This window comes from Pantoea sp. Ep11b, assembly GCF_040783975.1.
Classification (GTDB): domain Bacteria; phylum Pseudomonadota; class Gammaproteobacteria; order Enterobacterales; family Enterobacteriaceae; genus Pantoea.
The window spans coordinates 309,563-334,531 of the sequence record NZ_CP160631.1 but is presented as its reverse complement, the minus strand read 5'-3'; the positions used below and the strand labels follow the sequence as shown (position 1 = coordinate 334,531).

Below are 24,969 nucleotides of genomic sequence, written 5' to 3'. Positions count from 1 at the left end.
GCTGAGGAGAGGATATGCCAGAGTTGCCAGAGGTTGAAACCAGCCGCCGCGGTATCGAGCCGCATTTGGTCGGTGAAACTATCCTTCACGCCGTGGTGCGTAATTCACGTCTGCGCTGGCCTGTTTCGCAGGAAATTCTGGCGCTGAGCGATCAGCCGGTGCTCAGCGTGCAGCGCCGCGCAAAATATCTGCTGCTGGAGCTGCCGCATGGCTGGATTATCATCCACCTTGGCATGTCAGGCAGCCTGCGCGTGCTGTCTGAAGAGTTGCCTGCCGCAAAGCATGACCATGTTGATCTGGTTATGAGCAACGGCAAAGTGCTGCGCTACACCGATCCGCGCCGCTTCGGGGCCTGGCTCTGGAGCAGCGATCTGGCGGGCAGCAGCGTGCTGGCACATCTCGGCCCTGAGCCACTGAGCAGCCAGTTTGACGGGAATTACCTGTTTGAGAAGTCGCGCGGCAAGCGAACGCTGATCAAGCCGTGGCTGATGGACAACAAAGTGGTGGTGGGCGTGGGCAACATTTACGCCAGCGAGTCGCTGTTTACCGCCGGGATCCTTCCCGATCGTGCCGCCGGCAGCCTGTCGCAGGCCGAAGCGGAGTTGCTGGTCAATACCATTAAAGCGGTGCTGTTACGCTCCATCGAACAGGGCGGCACCACGCTGCGTGACTTCTTACAGAGCGATGGCAAGCCGGGCTATTTTGCGCAGCAGCTGCAGGTCTATGATCGGGCCGGTGAACCCTGCCGCGTCTGTGGCACACCCATTATCAGCGGCAGGCACGGGCAGCGCAGCACTTACTGGTGCCCCCGCTGTCAGCATTAAGCCAGTTTAGCCAGCAGGGCCTGATGGACAGAGGCGGGCAGGAAGGCGGTGACATCGCCGCCGTGACGTGCCACCTCTTTGACCAGCGACGATGAGACAAACGAGAAGCCTTCGGACGGCATCAGGAAAACACTCTCCAGCGTCGGCAGCAGATGACGATTCATCTGCGCCAGCTGCATTTCATATTCAAAGTCTGACACCGCACGCAGCCCCCGCACCAGCACATTAGCCTGCTGTTCACGGGCAAAATTCGCCATCAGATCGCTGAAGCCGACGACATTGACGTTGGGCAGATGACGCACGACCTCGCTGGCCAGCGCCACGCGCTCATCCAGACTGAACATCGGTTTTTTACCGGGACTGGCAGCAACGGCCAGAATCACCTGATCAAACATCAGCGCGGCGCGCGTCACGATATCGAGGTGCCCGAGCGTAACGGGATCAAAGGTACCGGGATAGATGGCTTTTGTGGTCATACTCGCCCTTTTGCCGAAGCATGATTCAGCGCCCAGAGGGCTGAATATTTATTGAAGGTATACTGCGCATTAACCACCGCCAGAATCCAGCCCTGCTTTCCGTCGAGAAAACCGGCACGTAATACCAGCGTTTTCACAAAGGCACCCAGCGTATGGCTGAACACGGAAAAGAGGCTGCATCCTTTACCGCGCTGATGGCGTTCCGTTGCCCAGGCTTCGGCATAGGCCAGCTGCTTGCGCTGGAAAGCGACCAGATCGCGGCAGGTCAGATGCTGCAGGTCACCGGGCAACGCCACGACCGGTGCGCCCTCGCTCTGCAGCGATTCATGCACCAGATTGTCATTGTAGCGGAAGGTACGCGGATAGAGCCGCAGCACGCGGTCAGGATACCAGCCGCTGTGCCGCATAAAGCGTCCGAGAAACAGATTGCTGCGGCCCAGGCTGTAAATCGTCCGGCCGGGCGGCGCAGCCAGCACCTGCTCAATCGCAGCACGCAGTTCCGGTGAGACGCGCTCATCCGCATCGATCATCAGAATCATATCGCCGGTGGCATAGTGCTGCGCGCGCTGGCGCTGGATGCCGTAGCCCTGCCAGTCATCATTCCGGTAGACCTGTGCGCCTGCCCGGGCCGCGATATCAGTGCTGCCGTCATCACTGCCGGAGTCCAGCACGATAATTTCATCGGCCCAGCTGACCGAGGCCAGGCAATCAGGCAGCAGCCCGGCTTCATTTTTGGTGATCATCACCACGGAGAGACGCTGGCGTACGGACATTAGTGGGCTCGCGGTGGCAGATGGGGTTCGAGTAACTGTAGCAGGCGCTGAAGCGCGCCCTGATTCTGATGCAGCACCTCTACCGCGTGACGTCCGTAATAGCGGCGATAATCGTCATCCTGCAACAGATTAGTGACCTCTTTTTCCAGCGACACCACGTCGGTAACGGTGATCAGCCCCTGGCCCTCCTGCAGCTTGCCGCAGATGTCTTTGAAGTTCCAGATGTGCGGGCCCATCAGCACCGGAAGGGCATGTGCGGCCGGTTCCAGCGGGTTGTGGCCGCCCCGTTCGACCAGGCTGCCGCCGACAAAGGCCAGATCTGCAATGCCGTACAGCAGCATCAGTTCACCCATCGAGTCGCCGATAACCACCTGGGTCGCACCGGACGGGATCTCGCCGCTGCTGCGCAGGATAAAACTGAAGCCACGTTCCTGCGTCAGTTCGCGTGCATCGTTAAAGCGCTCAGGATGACGGGGAACCAGGATCAGCAGCAGATCCGGGAAGGTCTGCAGCAGGCGACGATGCGCATCCAGCACGATGGCTTCTTCGCCTTCGTGCGTGCTGGTGGCAATCCAGACCGGACGGCGCGGCGCCCACTGACGGCGCAGCGTTACGGCGCGGGCGGCCAGCTCTGGCGTGACGGAAATATCAAACTTCAGGCTGCCGGTAATCGCCAGCTGGGACCGTTTCAGCCCCAGCCCCAGGAAGCGGTCGCCATCTTCGGCGTTCTGTGCGGCGATCAGCGTGATGCTCTGCAGCAGCCGGCGCATAAATTTGCCCAGTTTGCGATAGCCTTTGGCCGAGCGGGCGGAGAGGCGGGCGTTGGCGATCACCAGCGGAATATTACGCTGGTGCAGTATGCGGATGATGTTCGGCCACAGCTCGGTTTCCATGATGATCACCAGCCTGGGGTTGACCGTATCCAGAAAACGATTGATCGACCCCGGCAGATCGTAGGGCAGATAAACATGGTGAACATCTTTGCCAAACGCGGATTGTGCCCGCTCGGAGCCGGTCGGCGTCATGGTGGTGACGGTAATCGGCAGGGTCGGATAACGATGACGCAGCGCGCGCACCAGCGGAATCGCGGCCAGGGTTTCCCCCACAGAGACCGAGTGCAGCACGATGCCGTCGGGCGCGACTTTGCCGGTGCAATAGCCATAGCGTTCTGCCCAGCGTTTGCGATAGGCCGGCGCTTTACGACCGCGCAGCCACAGGCGCAGCCAGATCAGTGGCTGAATTAAGTAGAGCAGTGCGGTGTAAATGGTCGTCATAGTTACCGTTACAGCAGGTTCGCGTCTGAAAAAAGATTAAAATCGGATGGCGGCATGTTATCAGAAACCCTGCATGCACTCATCCCGGATTGTCAGTTGCCGCTCAGTACCTGCTGATAAAGCGACGTCAGCGCCTGCGCCAGTCGCGACGGGCCGTAAGGTTCAATTTTGCGCCGTGCGGCGTCGCCCATGCGTGAATCGCGGGAAAGTGCCGGTATGGCGTTCACCGCCTGATTTAACCCGTTGATATCCAACGCATCACAGACGAAGCCTTCCTGACCGGCGGTAATGAATTCGGCGCCACCGCAGCCGGTGCTGGTAATGACCGGCAAGCCGCAGGCCATCGCCTCCAGCACCACATTCGGGAAAGGATCGTAGAGCGTGGGCAGCAGCAGGCCATCCGCTGCGTGATAAAACGGCTGCACATCCTGCCGGACGCCGACAAAGCGCAGCCGATCCAGGCAGTTCAGCTGCCTGGCCAGCTGCTGATAGCGTGACTGTTGCTTGTCCTGACCCACCACAATCAGATAGCGATCGCTGGCGGCCAGCGCCTGAATCGCCGCTTTCAGCCCTTTACGTTCAAAGCCGGAGCCGACATAAATCAGTACGGTGGCGTCAGCGGGCAGCGCCAGCTGCTGGCGGCTCGCCTGACGCGCCGCTTCCGTAGCGGGCTGAAAACGGCTGGCGTCGATGGCGTTGTGAATCACATGGATCCTGCCGGCATCAAGCGAGAAACAGCGCAGGATATCGCGCTTCACCATCTCCGAATTGCAGATCACCGCTTTCAGCGTCGGCGAGTTAAACATCTCCGCTTCCGCCTGCAGAACGTAGCGGTGATAGGGACTGAGTGCCGCACTCAGCCGCTGCCAGGGCGAGACGATGCGGGCGCGCTGTTCCAGCCAGACGCGATGAACGCCATCCCCGGCGCGGAAAATGTCACAGCCCGCGATGCGCTCATGGCTCTGCACAATATCGAACTGCTCCCGCTCCCAGCAGGCGCGGGCCGCGCGGGCAAAACCGCGTTCTCGGGAGATGCGGCCCAGCTTTGCCGGGTTGCAGATATGCAGATGCCAGTCAGGGTTTGGCGTGCCCTGCCAGCTGCGGGTAATGATGTTGAGGTCGAGCTGTTCGCTACCCAGCGCCTCCAGCGCGCGTGAGATAAACCGCTCGGCGCCGCCATCCGGCCGGTATTTCTGCCGGACGATCGCCAGCCGTAACTTACTCATTCAGGTAACTCCTTGCGGCCGCGACCACATCCTTCACCGGGATCGCCGACAGATAGCGCTGGTCAGTGCGGGTGTCGATAGAATCGGGTGAGGGCAGCGGGCCATAATCGCCCGCCCAGATGACGTGATTGTTGTCGCCCCAGGGCCGCCAGTGCTGCAGTTTGGTCGGGCCAAACAACGCAATGCAGGGCGTTTTCAGCGCGGCGGCCATGTGCATCGGAGCGGAGTCGACACCAATAAACAGCCGGGCGTGCTCAATCAGCGCGGCCAGCTGCGGCAGCGTGAACTGGCCGGCCAGCGACACCACGTCCGGCGACGCACAGAGCGCCCGGATGCGGTTAATCATGGCCAGCTCCTGCTTGTCCGGTCCGGCGGTCAGCACGACCTTACGGCCGGGCTGCGCCAGTTGTTCGATCGTGGCGGCCACGCTCTCTTCTTCCCAGCATTTGAAGCCCCAGCGCGAGGTTGGCTGCACCACGATATAGGAGCCGGTCACCCGGTGTTCCGCCAGGCGGGCCTGTACGATCTGCCGGTCTGCCTCGCTGTAGTGCATCGACACGCGTGCGCCATCGCTGCTGATGCCCAGGGGCGCCAGCGCCGACATATTCTGCTCAACGGTGTGCAGTTTGCTGTGATTGTGCGTGGGCACCAGGCGGTTATGGCACCATCGCCACAGGGCGTTATCCCGCTTTTTAAAGGCGAACCCGATGCGAACGGGCGCCCCGGAAAGCCGGGTAATCAGGGCTGCGCGCCACTGATCGGCCAGATTAATCACCAGATCATACTGTGCATCACGAATGGCGCGGATCAGGGCTCGCTCATGGCCCAGCTTGCGCCAGGTGCCTTCCTGCTTCCATTTACGATCGATAACGTGCAAATGGCGGATAGCCGGATGCGCTTCCAGCATCGGGCGGGTTTCCTGATAGAGCAGCACATCGATGCTGGCCTGCGGATACCGCGCCCGCAGCGCATTAATCGCGGGTGTGGTGAGCAGCATGTCACCATGATGGCGCAGCTTAATCAGTAATATATTTTGGGGTGAGATGTTTGCTGGAGTCAGGCTGGCCATAAACAAGAGTTCTCAGAATTCAGTGAACCGATTGTAGGGCAAACGCTTTTTAGGATAAAGCCAGCCTCAGCGGTTATTTAGCCCGCCAGCGATAGAGCCGGCCCAGCCACAGCAGTAACTGATACCACTGCTTGATGCCCCGGGCATTGCGCAGCATGCGCAGATGCGTCCGGCTGGCAAAGAGATCTGCGATAATGGCCTGGCGGGCCTGTTCGTCGGGTTCCCGTCTCACGCTGTGGCAGACGCTCAGCGCCTCATGGGTCACCTGATAGTGAAACGATGGGTAGATTTTTACGCGGTCCCGATAGCGGATATTCAGCTCTTCCAGCAGCCGCGCGATTTTCAGGTAGTGACGCTGATATTCAACGTTGCGCGCCCCTGTCCGTTTGCGATTGCTGATCGAGGCGTCGTGCATATAGTAGCGATAGAGCACCGCGTCGGTATAACGCACCCGACTGGCCAGCAGCATAAATTCGGTGGTCCAGGGAATATCCTGATGATGCAGACCGGGTTCAAACTGCAACTGATGCTGCTCAATCAGCGCCCGGCGATAGATGCCCAGCCAGACCACATGCATATAGCGATGGGTTTTCAGGGCAGTGTTGAGCCAGGCGGCACCGCTCAGCACCGGCGTGCTGCGCAGGCGATCCAGCGGGATCAGCGGCTTTACCCGCTGGCTGTGTTTGAAAAACCACTCGGCGTTGCACTGCGCCGCATCCAGATCGTCCGCCTCTGCCATCGTCACCAGCGTCTGGTACATCTCGGGCTGCTGGGTATCATCGGCGTCAGGGAAGGTGACATATTTTCCGCGCGCGATAGCCAGTCCCGCATTGCGCGCCCGCGAGACACCGCCGTTCTCCTGATGAATGACACGAATGTGAGCGTGATGCTGCGCATAGTGGTCGGCGCGTTCGCCTGAGCCGTCGGTGGAACCATCGTCGACGATAATAATTTCCAGCGAGGTCAGTGTCTGCGCCAGCAGTGACCGCATGAACTCATCAAACATGCTGCCCGCGTTATACATCGGGGTAATGATACTCAGCAGAGGAGAAGTACTCATGACACTCTCTGCGCCAGCGTGATATTCACTGCGAAAGGGCGTTGCCTCGTCATAAATCATGTCCAAATCAGCAGAATGAAAACAGGAGTGTCGCGATTATAGAACGGGCTGACCAGCCTGCTTTACTAAAAAGCCACGCACGACCTCTGGAGTGTGTTATGTGCGTTTTTTTTACGCATCCGGCTGATGCAGGCGCGGACGCATCAGCCAGCGATCTCTGTGTCGGGCTCGCAGGCGTGATAGCTGACAGAACCGGCCTCCTTTCGCGCCTGCACGCCGGGGCTCACTACGGCTGGCGCGGATTAAAAAACTTCAGCCTGACATATTTCATCATCCAGCTCATGCTTTCAGCGTACTCTTTCTGATGCCACTTTATGCGGGCAAAGCGCTTGATCTCTTTGTAATGCTTTGGCGCATCAAGCGGCTGCGTGGCCCATGGCGAACGCTGGTAATAACGGTAGTAAAGACGGGAGAGATCGCTGCCCCCCCAGGCGTGCCAGGGTTTGCATTTGCCGGTGTAGTGAATCATCACGGTGTCGTCGGGTACGCCGGAGTGGTCCCAGACTTTGTTGGCAATGATGTCATAAATATGGTTGTAACGATCCGGCAGGATCAGGATCTCCTCCTCCAGCACAATATTCAGCGCATCCTGGTCGGGGAAACCAAACCCGGCGCCGCGGGTCACCAGCACGTCAGTAATGCGCGCCGTGGTCTGCCTGTCGAGCCAGCGTGGAATATTGATCAGCATAAAGCCGGAATTGAAATAGTGATGGTGCGTCAGCCCCAGCCGCGCGCACTGGTTCTGCCGCGCCCGCGGCGTGTCATTGCAGGCCGCCAGCGTGTAGTCCGTGATATCCAGCGTAAACAGGGGCGAGTAATCCCCGACGACCAGGGTGTCGGCGTCGAGGTAGATCACCCGATCGCTGTAGCGCGCCACGGTTTCAGGGATCAGGAAGCGGTAGTGAATACTTTTGGGGTAGCGTCCCACCGCAGGCAGTTGATCAACCCAGGCGCTGTTGAAGATATGCAGCGTAATTGCCAGCCGATGACCGGTCGCCAGCGTACGCAGCTTTTCCACATCCTCTTCACGCAGCGAATCGGAAAAAATGTGGGCGTGGAAAGCGGTATCGGGATGATGGCAAAGAAGTGAAAACAGCGTAATGCCCAGACCACGCGCGTAGGCATGGTTGATGCCAAACGCAACATGGACCGGATTATCATCCATGTCAGCGAGCGTGTTCACCAGCAGCTGACTTTGCTGAACGGCGTCAGCAAGAGGGGTAATGGCCATTACGCTTCACTATTCCAGATTATGAGTAATAAACGTTTGTATTCTAGTCAGTTTATCGTCATCCAACCCGAATAATTTTTCAGCGGGCTGATCAAACTTAAAACGCGTAGCAAAAACGAACGTCGAGGCAGCAATATTATCGGGTCCGATAAATAACACGTTGTTAACCGGACGCTGTTCTCTGATTTCACACGGCCCGTAAAGCATGATCACCGGAACCTGCTGCGCGTCGGCGATATAGGCATTGCCAGAGTCTGAGGAGATGTAGAAATCCATCTGCGCGATGGCCCACGGAACCTCTTCCAGCTTTAGCTCACCAATCAGGCTGACAATATTCTCTTTCGGCCCGGTCAGGCTCAGTAACTCATCCAGCCAGGGCTGTTCAGCGGGCGGGCCAAAGACATAAAAGGTGCAGGGCAGGTCAGACAGCGAGGCCATCAGCTGCTGCCAGACGGTGGCCGGAATGGTTTTAGCCCGGTTACCGGCAGAGATGCTGATGCCGATTTTAATGCCGCTGCGCGGGTTCAGCAACGCGGCAGGCGGCGCAGGCGGCTGCCAGAGCGGCGAGGTCGCATGCTTGGGGAAATCGGTGTGGCGATAGTCGCGGTTGATGAGCTTCAGGTAACTGTCGAGCGTTAAGTCCGTTTTCGTATGTTCGACAATGCCGCTGGCCCGGCGATAGAAGGTTGAGTGGTAGGATTTGCGCACGTAAGTGCGCAGAAACTGCCGGTTGGGCGCATTGCATAATGCCGCAAAAAACAGGTTCACGCTGTTTGGCTGTACCAGATAGACGTTGTCATAGCGGTTCATCAGGGTGAACGCCAGCTTCAGTTTGGCCAAAAAGCTGCGCTTCGCCTCTTCGATCAGAAAATAGCGGCTGACCGTGTCGTCGTGACGTGCCAGCGGCTCCACCGCTTTGCTGATCAGCAGCTCAGACTGACCCAGCGCGCGCAGCATCGGGGTGATATTAATAAAGTCCCCAATCTTCGCCGTCTGGATAATTAAGCTGCGTCCGGTCGGGCGGTAAAAGAGCCGCATCAGCGCCCGGAAAGGCAGCAGCAACAGATAGATCAGCACATAGTTCATGGTGTGTTTTCCGTAATAACGGCCTGCAGTCTCTCTGCCACCGTGTCAGCCGTCAGCTCCGCCAGATGATGATTCGGAGCACTCAGTGCCTGCTGATTCTGCCCGTAACCGCCAATCAGTCCGGGATCGGTCGGGCCATACAGTGTGAGATTGGGACGATCCAGCGCCGCGGTCAGATGGCTCAGACCGGTATCGACGGACACCACCGCCCGGGCACCCGCCAGCTGTCGGGCGACCGCTTCCAGCGTCAGTTTTGGCAACACCTCCACATGCGCAAACCCTTCCGCCAGACGCAGCGCACGCTGATGCTCATGCTCGGCACCCCACGGCAGTTTCACCCGCAGTCCACTGGGCTGCATCAGGGCAATCAGCTGCCGCCAGTGTGATTCCGGCCAGTGCTTATTGTCGCGCGTCGTGGCATGCAGAAAGACCAGATAATGGTGCGCGTCGGCGGGCAGATGATGCAGGAAGTGCCCGGCGATCGCATAGTCGCCCTGATGCTGCGGCTTTTCATAACCGAGGCTTTTGGCAAACAGTTCGCGCGTCCGCTCTACCGCGTGCTGCTGCTTGCTCACCTCATGGCGGACGTCAAACCACCAGCTGGCAAACGGCTCACGCGCGCTGCGGCTGTCCTGTCCATGCTTCACCCCTTTGGCTAAGCGCGTCACCAGCGCGGCGCTTTTAATCAGCCCCTGCGCATCAATCACGATATCGTACTGGCGTGACTGTAACGCACGCTTAAACAGCACGCGCTCTTCACGCTGCTGGCTGCCAAACCAGTGTTTACGCCAGCGCCGGATGGCGACTGGCAACACCCTGTCGACCGCGGGATGCCAGCCAGGGATCTGAGCAAAATTCTCTTCCACCACCCAGTCAAAACGGATGCCGGGAATGGCAAGCATCGCATCGGTGAGAGCCGGAAGGGAGTGCAGCACATCGCCCATCGACGACGTTTTTACGATCAGGACGTGCATGGCACCTCCTGAGGCGCGAGCAGCTCACGCAATGTCTGGTGGACGCGCTCTGGCTGAATATCGATCAGGCTCTGATGATAACCCTGTTCAGCATCGCCTTTGCGCACTTTGTGGTAGCCGGTGATCAGGCGGATAATGCGCGCCTGACGCGCCAGCGGCGGCGTAAAGTCCGGGCTGCTGGGTCCATAGAGCGCCACCAGCGGGCGGTCCAGCGCGGCGGCAATGTGCATCAGGCCGGAGTCGTTACTGACCACGGCACGACACTGCGCCAGCAGGATCACCGCCTGCTCCAGTTGGGTTTCACCCGCCAGATTCCGGCAGTGTCCGCGCGCCTCTTCAGGCAGCGCCGCGATAATCTCTTCGCCGGTCGGACGATCTTTGGCGGATCCAAACAGCACGATCTGGAAGCCTTCTGCAATCAGCTGACGGGCCAGCGAGGCGTAGTGATAGTGTGGCCAGCGTTTGGCCGGGCCAAATTCAGCACCGGGGCAAAAACCGATGATCGGGCGGGTCGCGGTAAGCCGGAACTGGGCGGCCGTTTCACGCATCTCCTGCTCATCGACCTGCAGTCTGGGCCACAGCAGCGGCTGTGGCAGCTGCGCCGCCGAGGCAACGGGGGTGTCGTAGCCCAGCGCAACATAGCGCTCAACCATCAGCGGAAAAGCCGCTTTGTCCAGCACCCGCAAATCGTTCAGCAGGCCGTAACGCATCTCGCCACGCCAGCCCACACGCCGTCTGATGCCGGCAAAAAAGGGCACCAGCGCCGATTTGAAGGAGTTAGGCAGGACATAGGCCCGGTCGTAATGGCTGGCGCGCAGCACTTTTCCCAGCCGGCGACGTTCGCCGATTTCCAGCGCGCCATGCCCGAGTGGCATCGCCAGCGCCTGATTCACCTCCGGCATGCGTGACAGTAATGGACGGCACCAGGCCGGTGCCATCACGTCAATCACCGCATCGGGATGTTCGGCTTTGAGGGTGCGATAGAGACTTTGCGACATCATCATATCGCCGACCCACGACGGGCCGATTACCAGAATTTTCATCGCCGGAGCAGCTTCCTTTATGCGTTGCGATTCAGCCAGACCATATATTCAGCGACGCCCTGCGCCACCGTTTTAAACGGCTTGTCGTAGCCGGCGGCACGCAGTTTTGTGAGATCGGCCTGGGTATAAGCCTGATAACGGCCTTTGAGTTTTTCCGGGAACGGGATGTATTCGATCTGACCTTTCTGATGGAAATTCAGCACCGCGTCAGCCACTTCCTGGAAGGACTCGGCGCGGCCAGTGCCGCAGTTGTAGATGCCGGAAATATTATTCTCCCAGCACCACAGGTTGACTTCGGCCACATCGTCAACGTGGATGAAGTCGCGCTTAAAGCCATCGCTGCCTTCAAACAGTTTTGGATTCTCACCGTTGCTGATCTGCGTGTTCAGATGGAAGGCTACGCTTGCCATGCTGCCTTTATGACCTTCACGCGGGCCATAGACGTTGAAGTAGCGGAAGCCGCACACCGGCGAGTTCGCCTCCGGCAGCATCTGGCGGACATAGTGGTCGAACAGCATTTTGGAGTAGCCGTAAACATTCAGCGGCTGCTCATACTGGCGCTCTTCGATGAAATGGTCGTTGCGTCCGCCGTAGGTGGCCGCGGAGGAGGCGTAGAGGAAGGGGATCTCGCGTTCAAGGCAGAAGTGCAGCAGCTCTTTGGAGTACTGATAGTTATTCTCCATCATGTACTTGCCATCCCACTCGGTGGTGGCGGAGCAGGCACCCTCGTGGAATACCGCTTCGATCGGGCCTAAGTCGTCACCCGCAATCACGCTGATCAGAAACTCTTCTTTGTCCATGTAATCGACGATGTCGAGGTCGACTAAATTGGCAAATTTGGTGCCATCCTTCAGATTATCCACCACCAGAATATCGGTGTGACCGCGTTTGTTCAGCGCTTTGACGATGTTGCTGCCAATCATGCCCGCGCCGCCAGTTACGATAATCATGTTATTACCTTCAATGTTGTAGGGTGAAACAGGAGGTTTCACGCACGAATACCTCACATCATAACATTTCATCCGAGTGCAGACAGCCAGATGACTCTTTAACGCTTTGTCCGTCTCTCCTCGCGGCGTGAACTATGCTGCAAAAATGACATTCTGTTGGGCGATTTGTCGTGAAGATGCGGCCTGTTCAGTAAGATATGCCAGATTTTTGCCATCTGAGGAGAGCAATGATGCCTGCGCAATTTTACCAACAACTTCGTCAGCAGCTTGATGACGCACGTCAGGAAGGACTGTTTAAACAGGAGCGGATCATCACCTCTGCCCAGCAGACGGCGATTGCGGTTGGCGACGACCCGGCAGTGATTAACTTCTGCGCCAATAACTACTTAGGGCTGGCAAACCATCCGGCGCTGATTCAGGCGGCAAAAGAGGGAATGGATTCGCATGGGTTTGGCATGGCCTCGGTGCGCTTTATCTGCGGCACTCAGGACAACCATAAGGCGCTGGAGAAGCGGCTGGCGGAGTTTCTCGGGATGGAGGATGCGATTCTCTACTCCTCCTGCTTTGACGCCAATGGTGGCCTGTTTGAAACGCTGCTGGATGCGCAGGATGCAGTGATCTCTGACGCGCTGAATCACGCCTCTATCATCGACGGCGTCCGGCTGTGCAAAGCGCAGCGTTACCGTTATGCCAACAACGACATGGACGGGCTGCGCACGGCGCTTCAGACGGCGCGTGACAACGGCGCGCGGCATATTCTGATCGCCACCGATGGCGTCTTCTCTATGGATGGGGTGATCGCCAATCTGCCTGCAATCTGCGATCTGGCCGATGAGTTCTCTGCGCTGGTTATGGTGGATGATTCCCATGCGGTGGGCTTTGTCGGGAACAGTGGACGCGGCACCCATGAATATTGTGACGTAATGGGCCGGGTCGACATTATTACCGGAACGCTGGGTAAAGCGCTGGGCGGCGCATCCGGCGGCTACACCGCCGCGAAAGCCGAAGTGGTGGAGTGGCTGCGCCAGCGCTCCCGTCCCTATCTGTTCTCCAATTCCCTCGCGCCAGCCATCGTTGCCGCCTCGCTGCGGGTGCTGGATCTGCTCAGCGAAGGCGACGGGCTGCGCCAGCGTCTGTGGGATAACGCCCGCTTCTTTCGCGAGCAGATGACGGCAGCAGGCTTTACCCTGGCCGGTGCCGATCACGCGATTATCCCGGTGATGCTCGGGGAAGCGCGTGTCGCCCAGGCGTTTGCCCGCCTGCTGCAACAGGAAGGCATCTACGTGACCGGTTTCTTCTATCCGGTGGTGCCGAAGGGGCAGGCTCGTATTCGCACCCAAATCTCGGCGGCGCACACTCAGCAACAGCTGGAGCGTGCGGTAACCGCCTTTACCCGCATCGGCAAACAACTTGGCGTCATCGCCTGAGGAGTCGGTTATGAAAGCACTCGCCAAACTGAAGAAGAAACCGGGCATCTGGATGGTGGACGATGCGCCAGTGCCTGAGCCGGGGCATAACGATCTGCTGATTAAAATCCGTAAAACCGCTATCTGTGGAACCGATATACATATCTACAACTGGGATGACTGGTCGCGTAAAACCATTCCGGTGCCCATGATTGTCGGCCATGAATATGTGGGTGAGGTGGTTGCTATCGGGCAGGAGGTGAAAGGCTTCACCATTGGCGATCGGGTCTCGGGCGAGGGGCATATCACCTGTGGGCATTGCCGCAACTGCCGTGCCGGACGCACGCACCTGTGTCGGAACAGTGTGGGGGTCGGGGTAAACCGCCAGGGCTGCTTTGCGGAATATCTGGTCATCCCGGCGTTTAACGCGTTTAAAATTCCCGACAACATTTCCGACGAGCTGGCGGCTATTTTTGACCCCTTTGGCAACGCGGTGCATACCGCACTCTCCTTCGATCTGGTTGGTGAGGATGTGCTGATCTCCGGCGCAGGGCCGATCGGGATCATGGCCGCCGCTATCTGTCGCCACGTTGGCGCACGCAACGTGGTGATCACGGATATCAACGAATATCGTCTGGATCTGGCGCGAAAAATGGGGGTCACCCGCGCGGTTAATGTCGCGCATGAAGATCTCCGTGATGTGATGCACGCGCTGGGCATGACCGAAGGCTTTGATGTCGGGCTGGAGATGTCCGGCGCGCCGCCCGCTTTCCGCGCACTGCTGGAGGTGATGAATCACGGCGGACGGATTGCCCTGCTCGGCATTCCACCGGGTGAAATGGCGATCGACTGGAATCAGGTGATCTTCAAGGGTCTCTTTATCAAAGGGATTTATGGCCGGGAGATGTTTGAAACCTGGTACAAAATGGCGGCGCTGATCCAGTCCGGCCTCGATTTAACCCCGATCATTACCCATCGTTTCGGCATCGACGATTTCCAGCAGGGCTTTGATGAGATGCGCTCAGGGCGCTCGGGAAAAGTGATACTGAACTGGGATTAACGCAGCGGCCGCCGGGACGGCCGCCTGCTCAGCTTCGCTTCTTCTCTTCGTCGGTCAGGTAGCGCACTTTGCGCGTATAATCCTGGCCTTTGAAGTTCAGCGGCTGCTGCGGATCGGCAAGGTATTTCTGCCACTCTGACAACGGGAATCCGCCATGCGCGCCTACCACTTCAGAGGGGATCACCGCCGACTGGCCGCCAATTTTTTTCGAGACCGGCCAGTTGGCCCATTCTCCCAGATTGACGGTTTTAATATCCAGCATGTCCAGCAACACCGCGAGCGGCAGCTGATCGGTCGGCGGCTGGCTGTCGTTCATCAAATTCCAGGTATCATTAAATAGCGTCAGCCACAGCGGTGAAATGCGCTGCCAGACGTCGCGGGTGGCCGCCAGGTAAGCTCCGTTAACGTGATCCACCAGATAAGGCCGGACGCTGTGCGGATAGTAGGCGGGAATCGCCTCCTGGGGCGCTTCAGCCAGCTTGGCAATCATCTTTCCCTGACGGAAGCTGGAGTAGAGATGGCCCGGCTTCATCATGATCTCTGGCATTTTAAGCAGATTGAGGTCGGAATCGATCATCAGAATGCCGTCGCCCTCAGCCTGCAGGGGAGCCTGCAGCTTAATCAAACGGCTGCGGTAGATCTGCTTGTAGCGATAGGAGGCTTCCCGATGTGGCACATCCAGCGTTGCCACGCGGGTTTTCGCCGGCAGGCTGCCAAAGGCATGAGCGGGCTGATCGCTGACAATTACAATCTCTTTTACCTGAGTGGCAAAGCGTGCCGCAAAATCGGTGCTGAGCCGCGCTTCTTCGATATAGTCCGCGCCGGTACAGGGGATCACCACAGAGGTGACCGGCACCGAACCCTGCACCTCTTTATGCGAATAGGGCAGATTATGGCGCGCTCTGATGTGACGGTATCGGGGATTCAAAAAGTTAAGCATGAGGTTTCTTTCTGGTGACGCTCTGTAAGATATTCTCGACACCGCTGATATAGGTTTCAATGGCGTACTGTTCACGGACACGTTTTGCTGCCGCATTGATCAGGCGCTGACGCAAATGCGCATCTTCCCACAGCGCAGTAAGCTGCTGGGTCAGCTGCACCACGTTGCCATAATCAAACAGCAACCCGGTTTCGTCATGACTGATCAATTCGGCAGTGCCGACGACCCGGGAGCCGACGACGGCGGTATTTACCAGCATCGCTTCCAGCACCACCCGCGGTAAGCCCTCGCTGCGCGAGGCAAGAATAAAGGTATCAAAGGCGGTCAGGTAATCCAGCGCATTGTTCTGGAAGCCCGTAAAGACCACGTGATGCTGAATATTCTCGGCGGTTGCCAGTTGCAGCAGATGCTGCAGTTCCGGACCCGCCCCGACGATCACCATTTTCCAGTCGGCCTGAGGATTAGCACGTTTAAAGCGGCCCAGCGCCTGCAGAATATGGTGGTTAGATTTACGTAATATCAGAGAGCCGATCGAGCCAAAGACAAACGTCGACGGGGATAGCTTAAAACGCTGGCGTACCTCAAGGCGATCAGGCAGAGGCTGGTGGATATCGATAGCATTACTGACGGTGAAACAGCGTTCAGCATCAACACCGTGGCTGCGCAGGGTCTTACTGACGCCCTGCGAGACGGCGATCACCGCCTGACAATTCTGATTCACCATACTGACCAGCCGTGGCTCCAGGACCGGATCGATACGGCAGTGCTGCACTACCGCGACGTCCAGGCTGCGCGCCGCCAGGTAGCCCTCTATATTGGTGCTGGGCTGGTTATTCATATAGAGGGTGTCAAACTTCCCCAGCTGCAGCAGGGAATGGATCTTGCTGGCGTTGGGAATGACCCGCCAGCGCGTATCGATCTCATCGATGGCGCGCTTTTTGAGTTTTTTATTGAAAAACAGCAGCGCACGCGCGGCTTCTTTCACAAACTTTGCCCAGCGCGGCTGTCTGATTTGCGGAATAAAAAAGACCGGAATAGCCAGTGCATTGAGGGTGGCCTCAATGGTTTCATCGTTGCCACGGCTGTAGTTATGATAAAAACAGCAGGTGATATCAAATTTCTGACGATCGATACGTTTCAGCAGCTCCAGCATACTGTTGGTGCCGCCGCCCCACTCTCTGCCGTTGTCCAGCAGCAGGATTTTTTGTTTAGTAATCGTCATCCCTATCACTGTTCCCGCACAGCCCGTTATTGCCCGACCCAGGATTATAGTAATTTCTGCGCATAATTGAACGCTAAGCCTGAGACTTAGCATTCATAGTACATTCAGAACAGGTTTTTCAGCGTTTTAAACAGCGGACTGGTGTTCAGGCTCTCACCGATGACCGCCAGAGCGCGGGTCGCCGGAACTGGGGCCAGCGGCTGCTTCGGCTTACACAGCGCCGCAGGCTGGAAGCGAGGTGTCGCCGGTTTGGCCAGTGCCACCGGTGTCCGGGACGCGCTGTGAAGCGGCTCGTTCAGCAGCTGGCTGGGGCGAACCAGCGTAATATCGGCTGGCAGGGTGGGCAGCATCTGCTGCAGGACCCGCACGGTGGCAGGGTGAGGATGCCCAATGGCAATGGCGTATCCGTCGCGCTGCGCCAGCTTCACCGCCCGGCTGAACTGCTGGCGGATGGCATTGCTGTCCTGGCTGTCATCAAGAAAGACCCGGCGTTTTAACACGCTGACCTGGGTGCCCTGAGCCGCCGGCACGGCCTGGCTGTTGGCAATGGTCATGCTGTCCAGAAAGTAGAGGTTGTAGTGGTTCAGCGCCTGCATCACCTTCTGCATACCGGACAGGCTTGATGTCATCCTGCTGCCCATATGGTTGTTCAGACCGACCGCATAAGGCACGTTGTTCACCGCATTACGCATGATGCGGGCCACCTCGTCGCTGCTCATCTCCGGCATCAGCGTATCTTTTTCCAGCGGCTGTTTGCTCAGGGGCGCCATCGGCAGATGGATCAGGACCTCATGCCCTCCCTGATGCGCGCGGGTCGCCATCTCATGGGCATGAGGCGCGTTGGGCAACACGGCCACCGAAATGGCCTGCGGCATCTGCAGGACTTTGTTCTCTTCGGCAGGGCGATAGCCGAAATCATCGATGACAATGGCCAGTTTACCCGCCTGCGCAGCGAAGCTGAACAGCAGGGCACTTAACAGAAGGGAGATCTTTCGACGTTGCAGCAAAACCTATTTTCCTAACCACGGCAGTGGATTGACGGCCTGTCCCTGACGTCGGATTTCAAAATAGAGCGACGGGGTACCGCGGCCACCACTGGTGCCCACCAGTGCGATAGGCTGTCCTGCCTTCACCTGCGTACCCACGCTCACCAGCGCACTCTGGTTGTAGCCATAGAGACTCATATCGCCTTTACCGTGCTCCAGCACCACGACCAGACCGTAGCCCTGCAGCCAGTCAGCCATCAGCACACGACCGTCGGCAATCGCCCTGACCTCGGTGCCTTCGCGCGCATCGATCACCAGACCTTTCCAGCGTAATTCACCCTGCAGCTGTTCGCCAAAGCGATGTTCGATGCGACCGCGTACAGGCCACATCGCCTGTCCGCCTGCGCGACCCAGTCCACCGGTGCGGGCCACCAGTTCGCGTTCGCTCTGGGTCGGCTGATAACTGGAGCCTTTGGCTTTCGCCTGCGCCTGACGCTGACGTACTTTTTCCGCCTCACGCGCTTCACGGGCGGCACGTTCGCGTGCCTCGCGTTCCGCCCGCGCGATCTTGTCCTGCAGGCGGCTTTCGTTCTGCCGCATCTCGACCAGATCGGCCTGATCTTTTTCCAGCGCGCTTTCCAGCGACGTCAGGGTCTTTTTACGGGCGTCGCTCGCCTGCTGCAGCTTCTGTTGCTGACTCTGCTGCTGGGCGAGTAGGGTTTTCTGCTGCTGTTGCTTCTGCTCCAGCGCGGCGCGTTGCTGATCTAAATCCTGACGCGTCTTTTGCAGCGATTCGATACTTTTCTGACGGGCCGCGTTCAGATAGCCGAAATAAGCCAGAATGCGCTCGCTGCGCTGGCTCTCTTCGCCACCCAGCAAAAGCTGCACGCCGCTGTGCTGGCCCTGACGGAAAGCCGCATCAAGCTGCTCAGACAGCAGGTTTTCCTGCTGGCTTTGCTGTTTCTCAAGGCGGGCAATAGAGGCGGTAAGCTGCTTTATTTCGTCATTCAGGGCGGAGAGGCTGTTGCGGGTGTCACGCAACTGGCGACTCGCCTGCGCGATGATTTTTTCCTGGCTCTGAAGCTGATCCAGCAGTTTACTGCGCTGCACCTTCTGCGCTTTAACGCTTTTCTCTTTCTCAGCAATGTTTTGCTGGATGGATTGCAGCTGAGATTTGCTGTCTTCCGCACTTTGGGCTGCGGCAGGCAATAACAGTGCGCCCGCACAAAGCAGGCTAAGGGAGAGGCTGGACAGGTGGCTGAACAACGGCAGGTTATCGCCGTTGGAACGGGTCCTTGTGTGCGAAACGGTTGTTTTTCCCTTCATAGGCCAATGATTATTCCACGATGAACCGCCGCTTACCAGTGCTCCCCACGGGCATTTGCTTTTCCGGTTATGTCCACATTCACAACGACATGGATTAAGCCTTACGCCATTTTTGCTATTCAGCCACTTTTTTTGGAAAATGGAGCACAAATCGATACTCTGGCCGCATAGCATCTGTACATGCGAAGTGGCGCAGGTATACTCAGAACCCTTGTTTTAGCTTATTAGCCCGGTCTGGAGTCGTTACCCCTCATGCAAGAAATTATGCAGTTTGCAAGCAATCACCCCATCCTGAGTCTCGCATGGGTCGTTTTACTCGTTATGGTGATTGTCACTACCGTTAAAGGGATGTTCTCTAAAGTAAAAACGATCAGCCGCGGTGAAGCCACCCGCCTGATTAACAAAGAGGACGCGGTAGTGGTAGACGTGCGTTCGCGTGACGATTTCCGCAGAGGGCATATTTCAGGCGCGCAGAACATTGCTGCCGCTGAGATTAAAAAAGGCAACCTGGGCGAACTGGAAAAGCACAAAGCACAGCCCATAATTGTGGTGTGTGCAACCGGACAGAGCGCTGCCGATCCTGCTGCCCACCTGAGCGCGGCAGGCTTCACCCAGGTTTCAGTGCTGAAAGATGGTATCAGCGGCTGGAGCGGCGAAAACCTGCCACTGGTTCGCGGCAAATAATCCTACAGAGGTGCTGAGCATGGCAAACGTTGAAATGTATACCAAGGCCACCTGTCCTTACTGCCATCGGGCGAAGGCGCTGCTGACGCAAAAAGGCGTCGCGTTTCAGGAGATCCCTATCGATGGCGACATGGCGAAACGCGAAGAGATGATTAAGCGTAGCGGCCGTACCACCGTACCTCAGATTTTTATTGATGCGCAGCACATCGGCGGCTGCGACGACTTATTCGCGCTCGATAATCGCGAAGGTTTAGATCCCCTACTGCAGGCGTAATTTTACGCCGGATAATCTCATACATAGGATTTGGTCACATGTCAGAACATAACACCAACGAAATGCAATTCCAGATTCAGCGCGTCTTCACCAAAGATATCTCTTTTGAAGCGCCTAATGCCCCGCAGGTTTTCCAGAAAGAGTGGGAACCGGACGTTAAACTGGATCTGGACACTGCATCTTCTCAGCTGGCTGACGAAGTGTACGAAGTCGTCCTTCGTGTGACTGTAACCGCTAACGTGGGCGAAGAGACCGCTTTCCTGTGTGAAGTACAGCAGGCGGGTATTTTCACCATCAGCGGTATTGAAGGAACGCAGATGGCACATTGCCTGGGCGCTTACTGCCCGAACATCCTGTTCCCGTATGCCCGCGAATGTATTACCAGCCTGGTATCACGAGGTACCTTCCCGCAGCTGAACCTGGCACCGGTTAACTTTGATGCGCTGTTCATGAACTACCTGCAGCAGCAGCAAGGTGAAGAAGGTGCTGAACACCATCAGGATGCCTGATGACCACACACGCTTCGATTAGCGTCATCGGTGCCGGCTCCTACGGCACCGCTCTGGCGATTACGCTGGCCCGTAACGGCAATCCGGTACAGTTGTGGGGACATAATCCTTCGCACCTTGCGCAACTCCAGACAGACCGCTGCAACACGGCCTTTTTGCCCGATGTTCCTTTCCCCGACAATCTCTCCCCTGAACCTGACCTGACCCGCGCCATTGCCGCCAGCCGCGACCTGTTGATCGTGGTGCCAAGTCATGTGTTTGGCGATGTGCTGCAGCAGATCAAGCCGCATCTGCGACCAGACTCCCGTATCGTCTGGGCGACCAAGGGGCTGGAAAAAGAGACCGGACGACTGCTGCAGGATGTGGCACGCGACATTGTGGGCGATGCCATCCCGCTGGCTGTGATCTCTGGCCCCACCTTTGCCAGAGAGCTGGCTGCTGGCCTGCCTACCGCGATTGCGCTGGCGGCAACAGATGCGCAGTTTGCCGACGACCTGCAGCAGAAGCTGCACTGCGGAAAAAGTTTCCGCGTCTACAATAATCCCGACTTCATCGGCGTACAGCTGGGCGGCGCGGTAAAAAACGTGATTGCCATTGGCGCCGGGATGTCCGACGGGATTGGATTTGGCGCGAATGCGCGTACCGCACTGATCACCCGTGGGCTGGCCGAAATGAGCCGTCTGGGCGCTGCGTTAGGTGCCGATCCCACCACCTTTATGGGGATGGCGGGCCTGGGCGATCTGGTGCTGACCTGCACCGATAACCAGTCGCGCAACCGTCGTTTTGGCATGATGCTGGGCCAGGGTGAGGATGTCGATAGCGCACAACGCATTATCGGACAAGTTGTAGAAGGCTACAGAAACACGAAAGAAGTCAAAGCGTTGGCTGCGCGTATGGGCGTGGAAATGCCGATTACTGAGCAGATTTATCAGGTACTGTATTGCGAAAAACCGGCGAGAGATGCAGCATTGAGCCTGCTGGGACGAACAAGGAAGGACGAAAACAGCACAGGCTAACGCAGGACGCGTAGCATCATCACCTGCAGCGCCATTCAGGCGCTTTTTTTATCGGGAGAAAACAGCAATGTCGTCTGATGAGTTAGAACTGGTCTGGAATAATATCAAAGCAGAAGCACGCGCCCTGGCTGATTGTGAGCCGATGCTGGCCAGCTTCTTTCACGCGACATTGCTTAAGCATGAAAATCTCGGCAGTGCACTGAGTTATATGCTGGCCAATAAGCTGGCGAATCCGATAATGCCCGCCATCGCTATTCGTGAGATCGTCGAAGAGGCTTACCGCGAAGATCCATCAATGATCCTGTCTGCAGCATACGATATTCAGGCCGTGCGTCAGCGCGACCCGGCGGTGGATAAATACTCTACGCCTCTGCTCTATCTCAAAGGTTTTCACGCCCTGCAGGCCTACCGCATTGGTCACTGGCTGTGGAATGAAGGCCGCCGCGCCCTGGCGGTCTATCTGCAGAATGAAATCTCTGTCTCCTTTGCCGTTGATATCCATCCGGCGGCCAGCATTGGTCATGGCATCATGCTCGACCATGCCACCGGCATCGTCATTGGTGAAACGGCCGTGGTGGAGAACGACGTTTCGATCCTGCAATCGGTGACGCTGGGCGGAACCGGCAAAACCAGTGGCGACCGTCATCCGAAGATCCGTGAGGGGGTGATGATTGGTGCCGGTGCAAAAGTTCTGGGGAATATTGAAGTGGGTAAAGGAGCAAAAATCGGTGCCGGTTCGGTGGTGCTACAGCCTGTACCGCCGCACACCACGGCAGCAGGCGTGCCCGCACGCATCGTCGGCAAGCCCGGCAGCGACAAGCCGTCGATGGATATGGATCAGCACTTCAACGGCAGCCTGGCGGGTTTTCAGTTTGGCGACGGCATCTAGTCTTTAATCAGCGCGCCCGCATAATCCAGCTGGCGCCACGCTTCATAAACCACCACCGAAACGGCGTTCGACAGGTTCATACTGCGGCTTTCGGCTCTCATCGGGATCCGGATTTTCTGCTCTGCCGGTAACGCCGCCAGGATCGCCGCCGGAAGCCCGCGGCTCTCCGGTCCGAACAGCAGATAATCTCCCGCCTGATACGCGACAGCGCTGTGTGCAGGCGTCCCTTTGGTCGTCAGCGCAAACAGGCGTTTCGGTGACTCGGAGGCGATAAACGCCGGATAGTCAGCGTGAAATTTAATTGCGGTAAATTCGTGGTAATCCAGTCCCGCACGGCGCAGGCGTTTATCATCCCACGCAAAGCCAAGCGGCTGGATCAGATGAAGCTGAAAGCCCGTATTGGCGCAAAGACGAATGATATTGCCGGTATTCGGCGGAATTTCTGGTTCAAACAAGACAATGTTAAGCATAAGGCCCCCGATGACAGGGGCCGAAGCTTAGCAAATTATTGGCGGCCGGAGGAGTAGAGCGGCAGCCAGAGGGTGAGACGCAGGCCGCCCAGCGGGCTGTCATCGGCTTTTACCCAGCCCCGATGCTGCTGTACGGCCGTGTCGACGATCGCCAGGCCGAGACCGGTGCCGCCTGACTCGCGGTCGCGCGCTTCATCGGTCCGGTAGAAGGGACGGAAAATCTGTTCACGATCTTCCGGGCTGACGCCAGGACCGTCATCATCCACATGCACCGTGATGCCGGAAATATCGACCGAGAAGCTGACGCTGATGTGCGAGTGGGAATAACGCAGCGCGTTGCGCACGATATTTTCCAGCGCACTCTCCAGCGCATGCGGGTTGCCATAAAGCGGCCACGGGCCAGGCGGATAGGGGATATCCATCTTCTTACCCATCTGCTCAGCTTCAAAGCGCGCATCTTCCAGCACCCCATTCCACAGCTGATTCGCCTTCATCGCCTCGCTGACCAGCGCATTTTTATGCTGGGTGCGCGACAGCACCAGCAGGTCGTTGATCATGCCATCGAGACGCTGCGCTTCCATTTCGATGCGGCCCAGCTCTTTACTTTCGCCCTGACGCCGGCGCAGCAGTGCGGTCGCCAGCTGCAGGCGGGTCAGCGGGGTACGAAGTTCATGGCTGATGTCGGATAACAGCCGTTGCTGACCGGTCATCATCCGCTCCAGCGCGCTCACCATCTGGTTAAAGCTCGACCCCGCAGCCAGAAACTCCTGAGGCCCCGACTCCAGCTCTGGATGCTGGCGCAGATTCCCGCTGGCCACCTCATCGGCCGCATATTTTAACTTACGTGCCGGACGCGCCAGGCTCCAGGCGAGCCACAGCAGCAGCGGCGAGCTGATCAGCATGGTAACGATCAGCAGCAGAAGGGGACGGTCAAACAGCAGATTGACGAAATCGAGCTGAGAACTGTTGGCCGGGCGGATCATATAAAGCTGGTAGTTATCTTCGCCATCCCGGACGGCGAAAGGCCCTACCAGCTCAACACGGCCATACTTCTTTTTCTGCGGATGATCGGCATTGTCAGACTGGCCGATAAAGTTACGGATCACCTGCATTTCATTATGCTGCGCACCGATCACCCGACCTTCGCTGGTCACTAACAGCAGCCGCTGACCTGGCGGTGCCCACTTTTCCACGGCCCGAAACAGACGACGCCACCACATCAGATCGTTAGGGGGATCCTGCGACAGCTCAGCTTCGACATGCTGCTCGATCATGATGCCCTGCCGCTGTTCACTCTCCAGCAGCGAGGTCATCTGTCGTGAATCGAGCTTGGGCACCATGAGCACCAGCATCAGCACCAGCGCCAGGGTTAACCAGAAGATGGCGAAGATACGGGTGGTCAGACTTCCTATCATGACGCTGAAACCATCAGATAGCCGCGGCCCCGCAAGGTTTTAAACCAGGGATGACCATCGTGACGCTCAGGCAGTTTGCGACGCAGATTGGAGATGTGCATATCGATGGCGCGGTCAAAAGGGGTCAGGCGCTTGCCCAGCACTTCCTGACTCAGGTGCTCACGCGATACCACCTGGCCCAGATGCTGTGCCAGCAGGTAGAGCAGGGTGAACTCCGTACCGGTAAGCTCCAGCGTCACATCGTTAAAGCTGGCCTCCTGGCGACCCGGATTGAGGCGCAGGCAGTCGACTTCCAGCGTAGGAGAGCTGTTGTCGTGCTGCTGCTGCTGCTCACTCCAGTTCGAGCGGCGCAGAATAGCGCGGATACGCGCCACCAGTTCGCGATCGTTAAAGGGTTTAGGCAGATAGTCATCTGCACCCAGTTCGAGGCCCAGTACGCGATCCAGCTCGCTGCCGCGCGCGGTTAGCATGATGACGGGGGTCTGATGTTGCTGACGCAGTTCTTTCAGGGTGTCGATACCGTTTTTCTTCGGCATCATGACATCCAGTAAAAGCAGATCAATAGAGTTATCGAGCAGGTTCAGTGCCTGTTCGCCATCGCTGGCGACCACCACTTCAAACCCTTCCATTTCTAACAATTCTTTTAAAAGCGAAGTTAATTCGCGGTCGTCATCTACCAACAGGATTTTATTCATTTTTGTAGCCCTCCGCAGGCAAAATACCGTG

The 24,969-nt window shown here is 57.8% G+C and carries 26 protein-coding genes; 8 read left to right on the top strand and 18 right to left on the bottom strand.

Annotated features, from left to right (window positions below; genetic code table 11):
- Positions 1-14 precede the first annotated feature (14 nt).
- Positions 15-824, top strand: a complete 810-nt coding sequence (gene mutM / locus AB1748_RS01660) for a bifunctional DNA-formamidopyrimidine glycosylase/DNA-(apurinic or apyrimidinic site) lyase (RefSeq protein ID WP_293770545.1) — start codon at positions 15-17, stop codon at positions 822-824.
- Here the strand turns inward: mutM and coaD are convergent.
- From coaD to rfaD, 11 genes are all read right to left on the bottom strand, one after another.
- Positions 821-1,300, bottom strand: a complete 480-nt coding sequence (coaD, locus tag AB1748_RS01655; RefSeq protein ID WP_111142159.1) for a pantetheine-phosphate adenylyltransferase — start codon at positions 1,298-1,300, stop codon at positions 821-823. The two genes, mutM and coaD, sit on opposite strands and share 4 nt — an antisense overlap.
- Positions 1,297-2,073, bottom strand: coding sequence for a glycosyltransferase family 2 protein (locus tag AB1748_RS01650; RefSeq protein ID WP_111142158.1), 777 nt, complete (start codon positions 2,071-2,073; stop codon positions 1,297-1,299). The genes coaD and AB1748_RS01650 overlap by 4 nt, the downstream gene beginning before the upstream one ends.
- Positions 2,073-3,347 (bottom strand): lipid IV(A) 3-deoxy-D-manno-octulosonic acid transferase, encoded by a 1,275-nt coding sequence (gene waaA, locus AB1748_RS01645; protein ID WP_111142157.1) that lies wholly within the window; start codon positions 3,345-3,347, stop codon positions 2,073-2,075. Before waaA ends, AB1748_RS01650 begins: the two co-directional genes overlap by 1 nt.
- A 92-nt stretch (positions 3,348-3,439) precedes the next feature.
- Positions 3,440-4,573 carry a glycosyltransferase family 4 protein gene (locus AB1748_RS01640; protein ID WP_288477685.1) on the bottom strand — a complete coding sequence of 378 codons (1,134 nt, stop codon included), beginning with the start codon at positions 4,571-4,573 and terminating at the stop codon, positions 3,440-3,442.
- Entirely contained in the window at positions 4,566-5,642 is a 1,077-nt protein-coding gene (gene rfaQ, locus AB1748_RS01635) for a putative lipopolysaccharide heptosyltransferase III (protein WP_111142155.1), read from the bottom strand. The genes AB1748_RS01640 and rfaQ overlap by 8 nt, the downstream gene beginning before the upstream one ends.
- Before the next feature lie 73 nt (positions 5,643-5,715).
- Positions 5,716-6,702, bottom strand: coding sequence for a glycosyltransferase (locus tag AB1748_RS01630; protein ID WP_233499017.1), 987 nt, complete (start codon positions 6,700-6,702; stop codon positions 5,716-5,718).
- A 286-nt stretch (positions 6,703-6,988) separates the two neighbouring features.
- On the bottom strand, positions 6,989-7,993 hold the full coding sequence (locus tag AB1748_RS01625) for a glycosyltransferase family 8 protein (protein ID WP_367395933.1): 1,005 nt from the start codon (positions 7,991-7,993) through the stop codon (positions 6,989-6,991).
- Between the two features lie 9 nt (positions 7,994-8,002).
- Complete coding sequence (locus AB1748_RS01620) at positions 8,003-9,079, bottom strand: glycosyltransferase family 9 protein (protein WP_293770524.1); 1,077 nt, start codon at positions 9,077-9,079, stop codon at positions 8,003-8,005.
- Entirely contained in the window at positions 9,076-10,053 is a 978-nt protein-coding gene (gene rfaC / locus AB1748_RS01615) for a lipopolysaccharide heptosyltransferase RfaC (protein WP_367395932.1), read from the bottom strand. Before rfaC ends, AB1748_RS01620 begins: the two co-directional genes overlap by 4 nt.
- A complete protein-coding gene (gene rfaF, locus AB1748_RS01610; protein WP_111140724.1) occupies positions 10,041-11,096 on the bottom strand; it encodes an ADP-heptose--LPS heptosyltransferase RfaF in 1,056 nt (351 codons plus the stop codon). Before rfaF ends, rfaC begins: the two co-directional genes overlap by 13 nt.
- A 17-nt stretch (positions 11,097-11,113) precedes the next feature.
- A complete protein-coding gene (gene rfaD / locus AB1748_RS01605) occupies positions 11,114-12,046 on the bottom strand; it encodes an ADP-glyceromanno-heptose 6-epimerase (RefSeq protein ID WP_367395931.1) in 933 nt (310 codons plus the stop codon).
- Positions 12,047-12,276: 230 nt separating this feature from the next.
- Here rfaD and AB1748_RS01600 point away from each other — a divergent pair, with 230 nt between their 5' ends.
- Both AB1748_RS01600 and tdh read left to right on the top strand, forming a co-directional pair.
- Entirely contained in the window at positions 12,277-13,473 is a 1,197-nt protein-coding gene (locus AB1748_RS01600) for a glycine C-acetyltransferase (protein WP_293770612.1), read from the top strand.
- 10 nt (positions 13,474-13,483) lie between these two features.
- The gene (gene tdh, locus AB1748_RS01595) at positions 13,484-14,512 is read left to right on the top strand and encodes an L-threonine 3-dehydrogenase (protein WP_367395930.1); all 1,029 of its coding nucleotides are present in this window, start codon (positions 13,484-13,486) and stop codon (positions 14,510-14,512) included.
- A 28-nt stretch (positions 14,513-14,540) separates the two neighbouring features.
- On the opposite strand, the gene AB1748_RS01590 is transcribed toward tdh, so the two are convergent.
- The 4 genes from AB1748_RS01590 to envC form a co-directional block, all read right to left on the bottom strand.
- Positions 14,541-15,452 (bottom strand): hypothetical protein, encoded by a 912-nt coding sequence (locus AB1748_RS01590; RefSeq protein WP_111140720.1) that lies wholly within the window; start codon positions 15,450-15,452, stop codon positions 14,541-14,543.
- On the bottom strand, positions 15,445-16,674 hold the full coding sequence (locus AB1748_RS01585) for a glycosyltransferase (protein ID WP_111140719.1): 1,230 nt from the start codon (positions 16,672-16,674) through the stop codon (positions 15,445-15,447). Before AB1748_RS01585 ends, AB1748_RS01590 begins: the two co-directional genes overlap by 8 nt.
- 104 nt (positions 16,675-16,778) lie before the next feature.
- On the bottom strand, positions 16,779-17,681 hold the full coding sequence (locus AB1748_RS01580; protein ID WP_367395929.1) for a divergent polysaccharide deacetylase family protein: 903 nt from the start codon (positions 17,679-17,681) through the stop codon (positions 16,779-16,781).
- Between the two features lie 3 nt (positions 17,682-17,684).
- Positions 17,685-18,986: a murein hydrolase activator EnvC gene (gene envC, locus AB1748_RS01575; protein WP_111140717.1), complete on the bottom strand. Its 1,302-nt coding sequence runs from the start codon at positions 18,984-18,986 to the stop codon at positions 17,685-17,687.
- Between the two features lie 252 nt (positions 18,987-19,238).
- On the opposite strand from envC, the gene AB1748_RS01570 reads away from it, so the two are divergent.
- The 5 genes from AB1748_RS01570 to cysE all read left to right on the top strand — a co-directional run bounded on the left by AB1748_RS01570 (position 19,239) and on the right by cysE (position 22,358).
- Positions 19,239-19,670: a rhodanese-like domain-containing protein gene (locus AB1748_RS01570; RefSeq protein WP_111140716.1), complete on the top strand. Its 432-nt coding sequence runs from the start codon at positions 19,239-19,241 to the stop codon at positions 19,668-19,670.
- A gap of 19 nt (positions 19,671-19,689) precedes the next feature.
- Positions 19,690-19,944: a glutaredoxin 3 gene (grxC, locus tag AB1748_RS01565; RefSeq protein ID WP_111140715.1), complete on the top strand. Its 255-nt coding sequence runs from the start codon at positions 19,690-19,692 to the stop codon at positions 19,942-19,944.
- Between the two features lie 38 nt (positions 19,945-19,982).
- Entirely contained in the window at positions 19,983-20,453 is a 471-nt protein-coding gene (gene secB, locus AB1748_RS01560; RefSeq protein ID WP_111140714.1) for a protein-export chaperone SecB, read from the top strand.
- Entirely contained in the window at positions 20,453-21,469 is a 1,017-nt protein-coding gene (gene gpsA, locus AB1748_RS01555; protein WP_199560018.1) for an NAD(P)H-dependent glycerol-3-phosphate dehydrogenase, read from the top strand. The genes secB and gpsA overlap by 1 nt, the downstream gene beginning before the upstream one ends.
- Before the next feature lie 67 nt (positions 21,470-21,536).
- Positions 21,537-22,358 carry a serine O-acetyltransferase gene (cysE, locus tag AB1748_RS01550; RefSeq protein ID WP_111140712.1) on the top strand — a complete coding sequence of 274 codons (822 nt, stop codon included), beginning with the start codon at positions 21,537-21,539 and terminating at the stop codon, positions 22,356-22,358.
- Here cysE and trmL read toward each other — a convergent pair.
- From trmL to cpxR, 3 genes are read right to left on the bottom strand one after another with little or no spacing between them, the layout of a single operon-like run.
- Positions 22,355-22,828, bottom strand: a complete 474-nt coding sequence (gene trmL, locus AB1748_RS01545) for a tRNA (uridine(34)/cytosine(34)/5-carboxymethylaminomethyluridine(34)-2'-O)-methyltransferase TrmL (protein WP_111140711.1) — start codon at positions 22,826-22,828, stop codon at positions 22,355-22,357. The two genes, cysE and trmL, sit on opposite strands and share 4 nt — an antisense overlap.
- A 35-nt stretch (positions 22,829-22,863) precedes the next feature.
- Positions 22,864-24,243, bottom strand: a complete 1,380-nt coding sequence (gene cpxA / locus AB1748_RS01540) for an envelope stress sensor histidine kinase CpxA (protein ID WP_111140710.1) — start codon at positions 24,241-24,243, stop codon at positions 22,864-22,866.
- Positions 24,240-24,938 carry an envelope stress response regulator transcription factor CpxR gene (cpxR, locus tag AB1748_RS01535; protein WP_111140709.1) on the bottom strand — a complete coding sequence of 233 codons (699 nt, stop codon included), beginning with the start codon at positions 24,936-24,938 and terminating at the stop codon, positions 24,240-24,242. Before cpxR ends, cpxA begins: the two co-directional genes overlap by 4 nt.
- Positions 24,939-24,969 lie beyond the last annotated feature (31 nt).

Excerpts from the sequence above, each read along its gene's own strand:
- mutM (WP_293770545.1), top strand. The coding sequence starts at position 15 with ATGCCAGAGTTGCCAGAGGTTGAAACCAGCCGCCGCGGTATCGAGCCG.
- coaD (WP_111142159.1), bottom strand. The coding sequence starts at position 1,300 with ATGACCACAAAAGCCATCTATCCCGGTACCTTTGATCCCGTTACGCTC.
- AB1748_RS01650 (WP_111142158.1), bottom strand. The coding sequence starts at position 2,073 with ATGTCCGTACGCCAGCGTCTCTCCGTGGTGATGATCACCAAAAATGAA.
- waaA (WP_111142157.1), bottom strand. The coding sequence starts at position 3,347 with ATGACGACCATTTACACCGCACTGCTCTACTTAATTCAGCCACTGATC.
- AB1748_RS01640 (WP_288477685.1), bottom strand. The coding sequence starts at position 4,573 with ATGAGTAAGTTACGGCTGGCGATCGTCCGGCAGAAATACCGGCCGGAT.
- rfaQ (WP_111142155.1), bottom strand. The coding sequence starts at position 5,642 with ATGGCCAGCCTGACTCCAGCAAACATCTCACCCCAAAATATATTACTG.
- AB1748_RS01630 (WP_233499017.1), bottom strand. The coding sequence starts at position 6,702 with ATGAGTACTTCTCCTCTGCTGAGTATCATTACCCCGATGTATAACGCG.
- AB1748_RS01625 (WP_367395933.1), bottom strand. The coding sequence starts at position 7,993 with ATGGCCATTACCCCTCTTGCTGACGCCGTTCAGCAAAGTCAGCTGCTG.
- AB1748_RS01620 (WP_293770524.1), bottom strand. The coding sequence starts at position 9,079 with ATGAACTATGTGCTGATCTATCTGTTGCTGCTGCCTTTCCGGGCGCTG.
- rfaC (WP_367395932.1), bottom strand. The coding sequence starts at position 10,053 with ATGCACGTCCTGATCGTAAAAACGTCGTCGATGGGCGATGTGCTGCAC.
- rfaF (WP_111140724.1), bottom strand. The coding sequence starts at position 11,096 with ATGAAAATTCTGGTAATCGGCCCGTCGTGGGTCGGCGATATGATGATG.
- rfaD (WP_367395931.1), bottom strand. The coding sequence starts at position 12,046 with ATGATTATCGTAACTGGCGGCGCGGGCATGATTGGCAGCAACATCGTC.
- AB1748_RS01600 (WP_293770612.1), top strand. The coding sequence starts at position 12,277 with ATGCCTGCGCAATTTTACCAACAACTTCGTCAGCAGCTTGATGACGCA.
- tdh (WP_367395930.1), top strand. The coding sequence starts at position 13,484 with ATGAAAGCACTCGCCAAACTGAAGAAGAAACCGGGCATCTGGATGGTG.
- AB1748_RS01590 (WP_111140720.1), bottom strand. The coding sequence starts at position 15,452 with ATGCTTAACTTTTTGAATCCCCGATACCGTCACATCAGAGCGCGCCAT.
- AB1748_RS01585 (WP_111140719.1), bottom strand. The coding sequence starts at position 16,674 with ATGACGATTACTAAACAAAAAATCCTGCTGCTGGACAACGGCAGAGAG.
- envC (WP_111140717.1), bottom strand. The coding sequence starts at position 18,986 with ATGAAGGGAAAAACAACCGTTTCGCACACAAGGACCCGTTCCAACGGC.
- AB1748_RS01570 (WP_111140716.1), top strand. The coding sequence starts at position 19,239 with ATGCAAGAAATTATGCAGTTTGCAAGCAATCACCCCATCCTGAGTCTC.
- grxC (WP_111140715.1), top strand. The coding sequence starts at position 19,690 with ATGGCAAACGTTGAAATGTATACCAAGGCCACCTGTCCTTACTGCCAT.
- secB (WP_111140714.1), top strand. The coding sequence starts at position 19,983 with ATGTCAGAACATAACACCAACGAAATGCAATTCCAGATTCAGCGCGTC.
- gpsA (WP_199560018.1), top strand. The coding sequence starts at position 20,453 with ATGACCACACACGCTTCGATTAGCGTCATCGGTGCCGGCTCCTACGGC.
- cysE (WP_111140712.1), top strand. The coding sequence starts at position 21,537 with ATGTCGTCTGATGAGTTAGAACTGGTCTGGAATAATATCAAAGCAGAA.
- trmL (WP_111140711.1), bottom strand. The coding sequence starts at position 22,828 with ATGCTTAACATTGTCTTGTTTGAACCAGAAATTCCGCCGAATACCGGC.
- cpxA (WP_111140710.1), bottom strand. The coding sequence starts at position 24,243 with ATGATAGGAAGTCTGACCACCCGTATCTTCGCCATCTTCTGGTTAACC.
- cpxR (WP_111140709.1), bottom strand. The coding sequence starts at position 24,938 with ATGAATAAAATCCTGTTGGTAGATGACGACCGCGAATTAACTTCGCTT.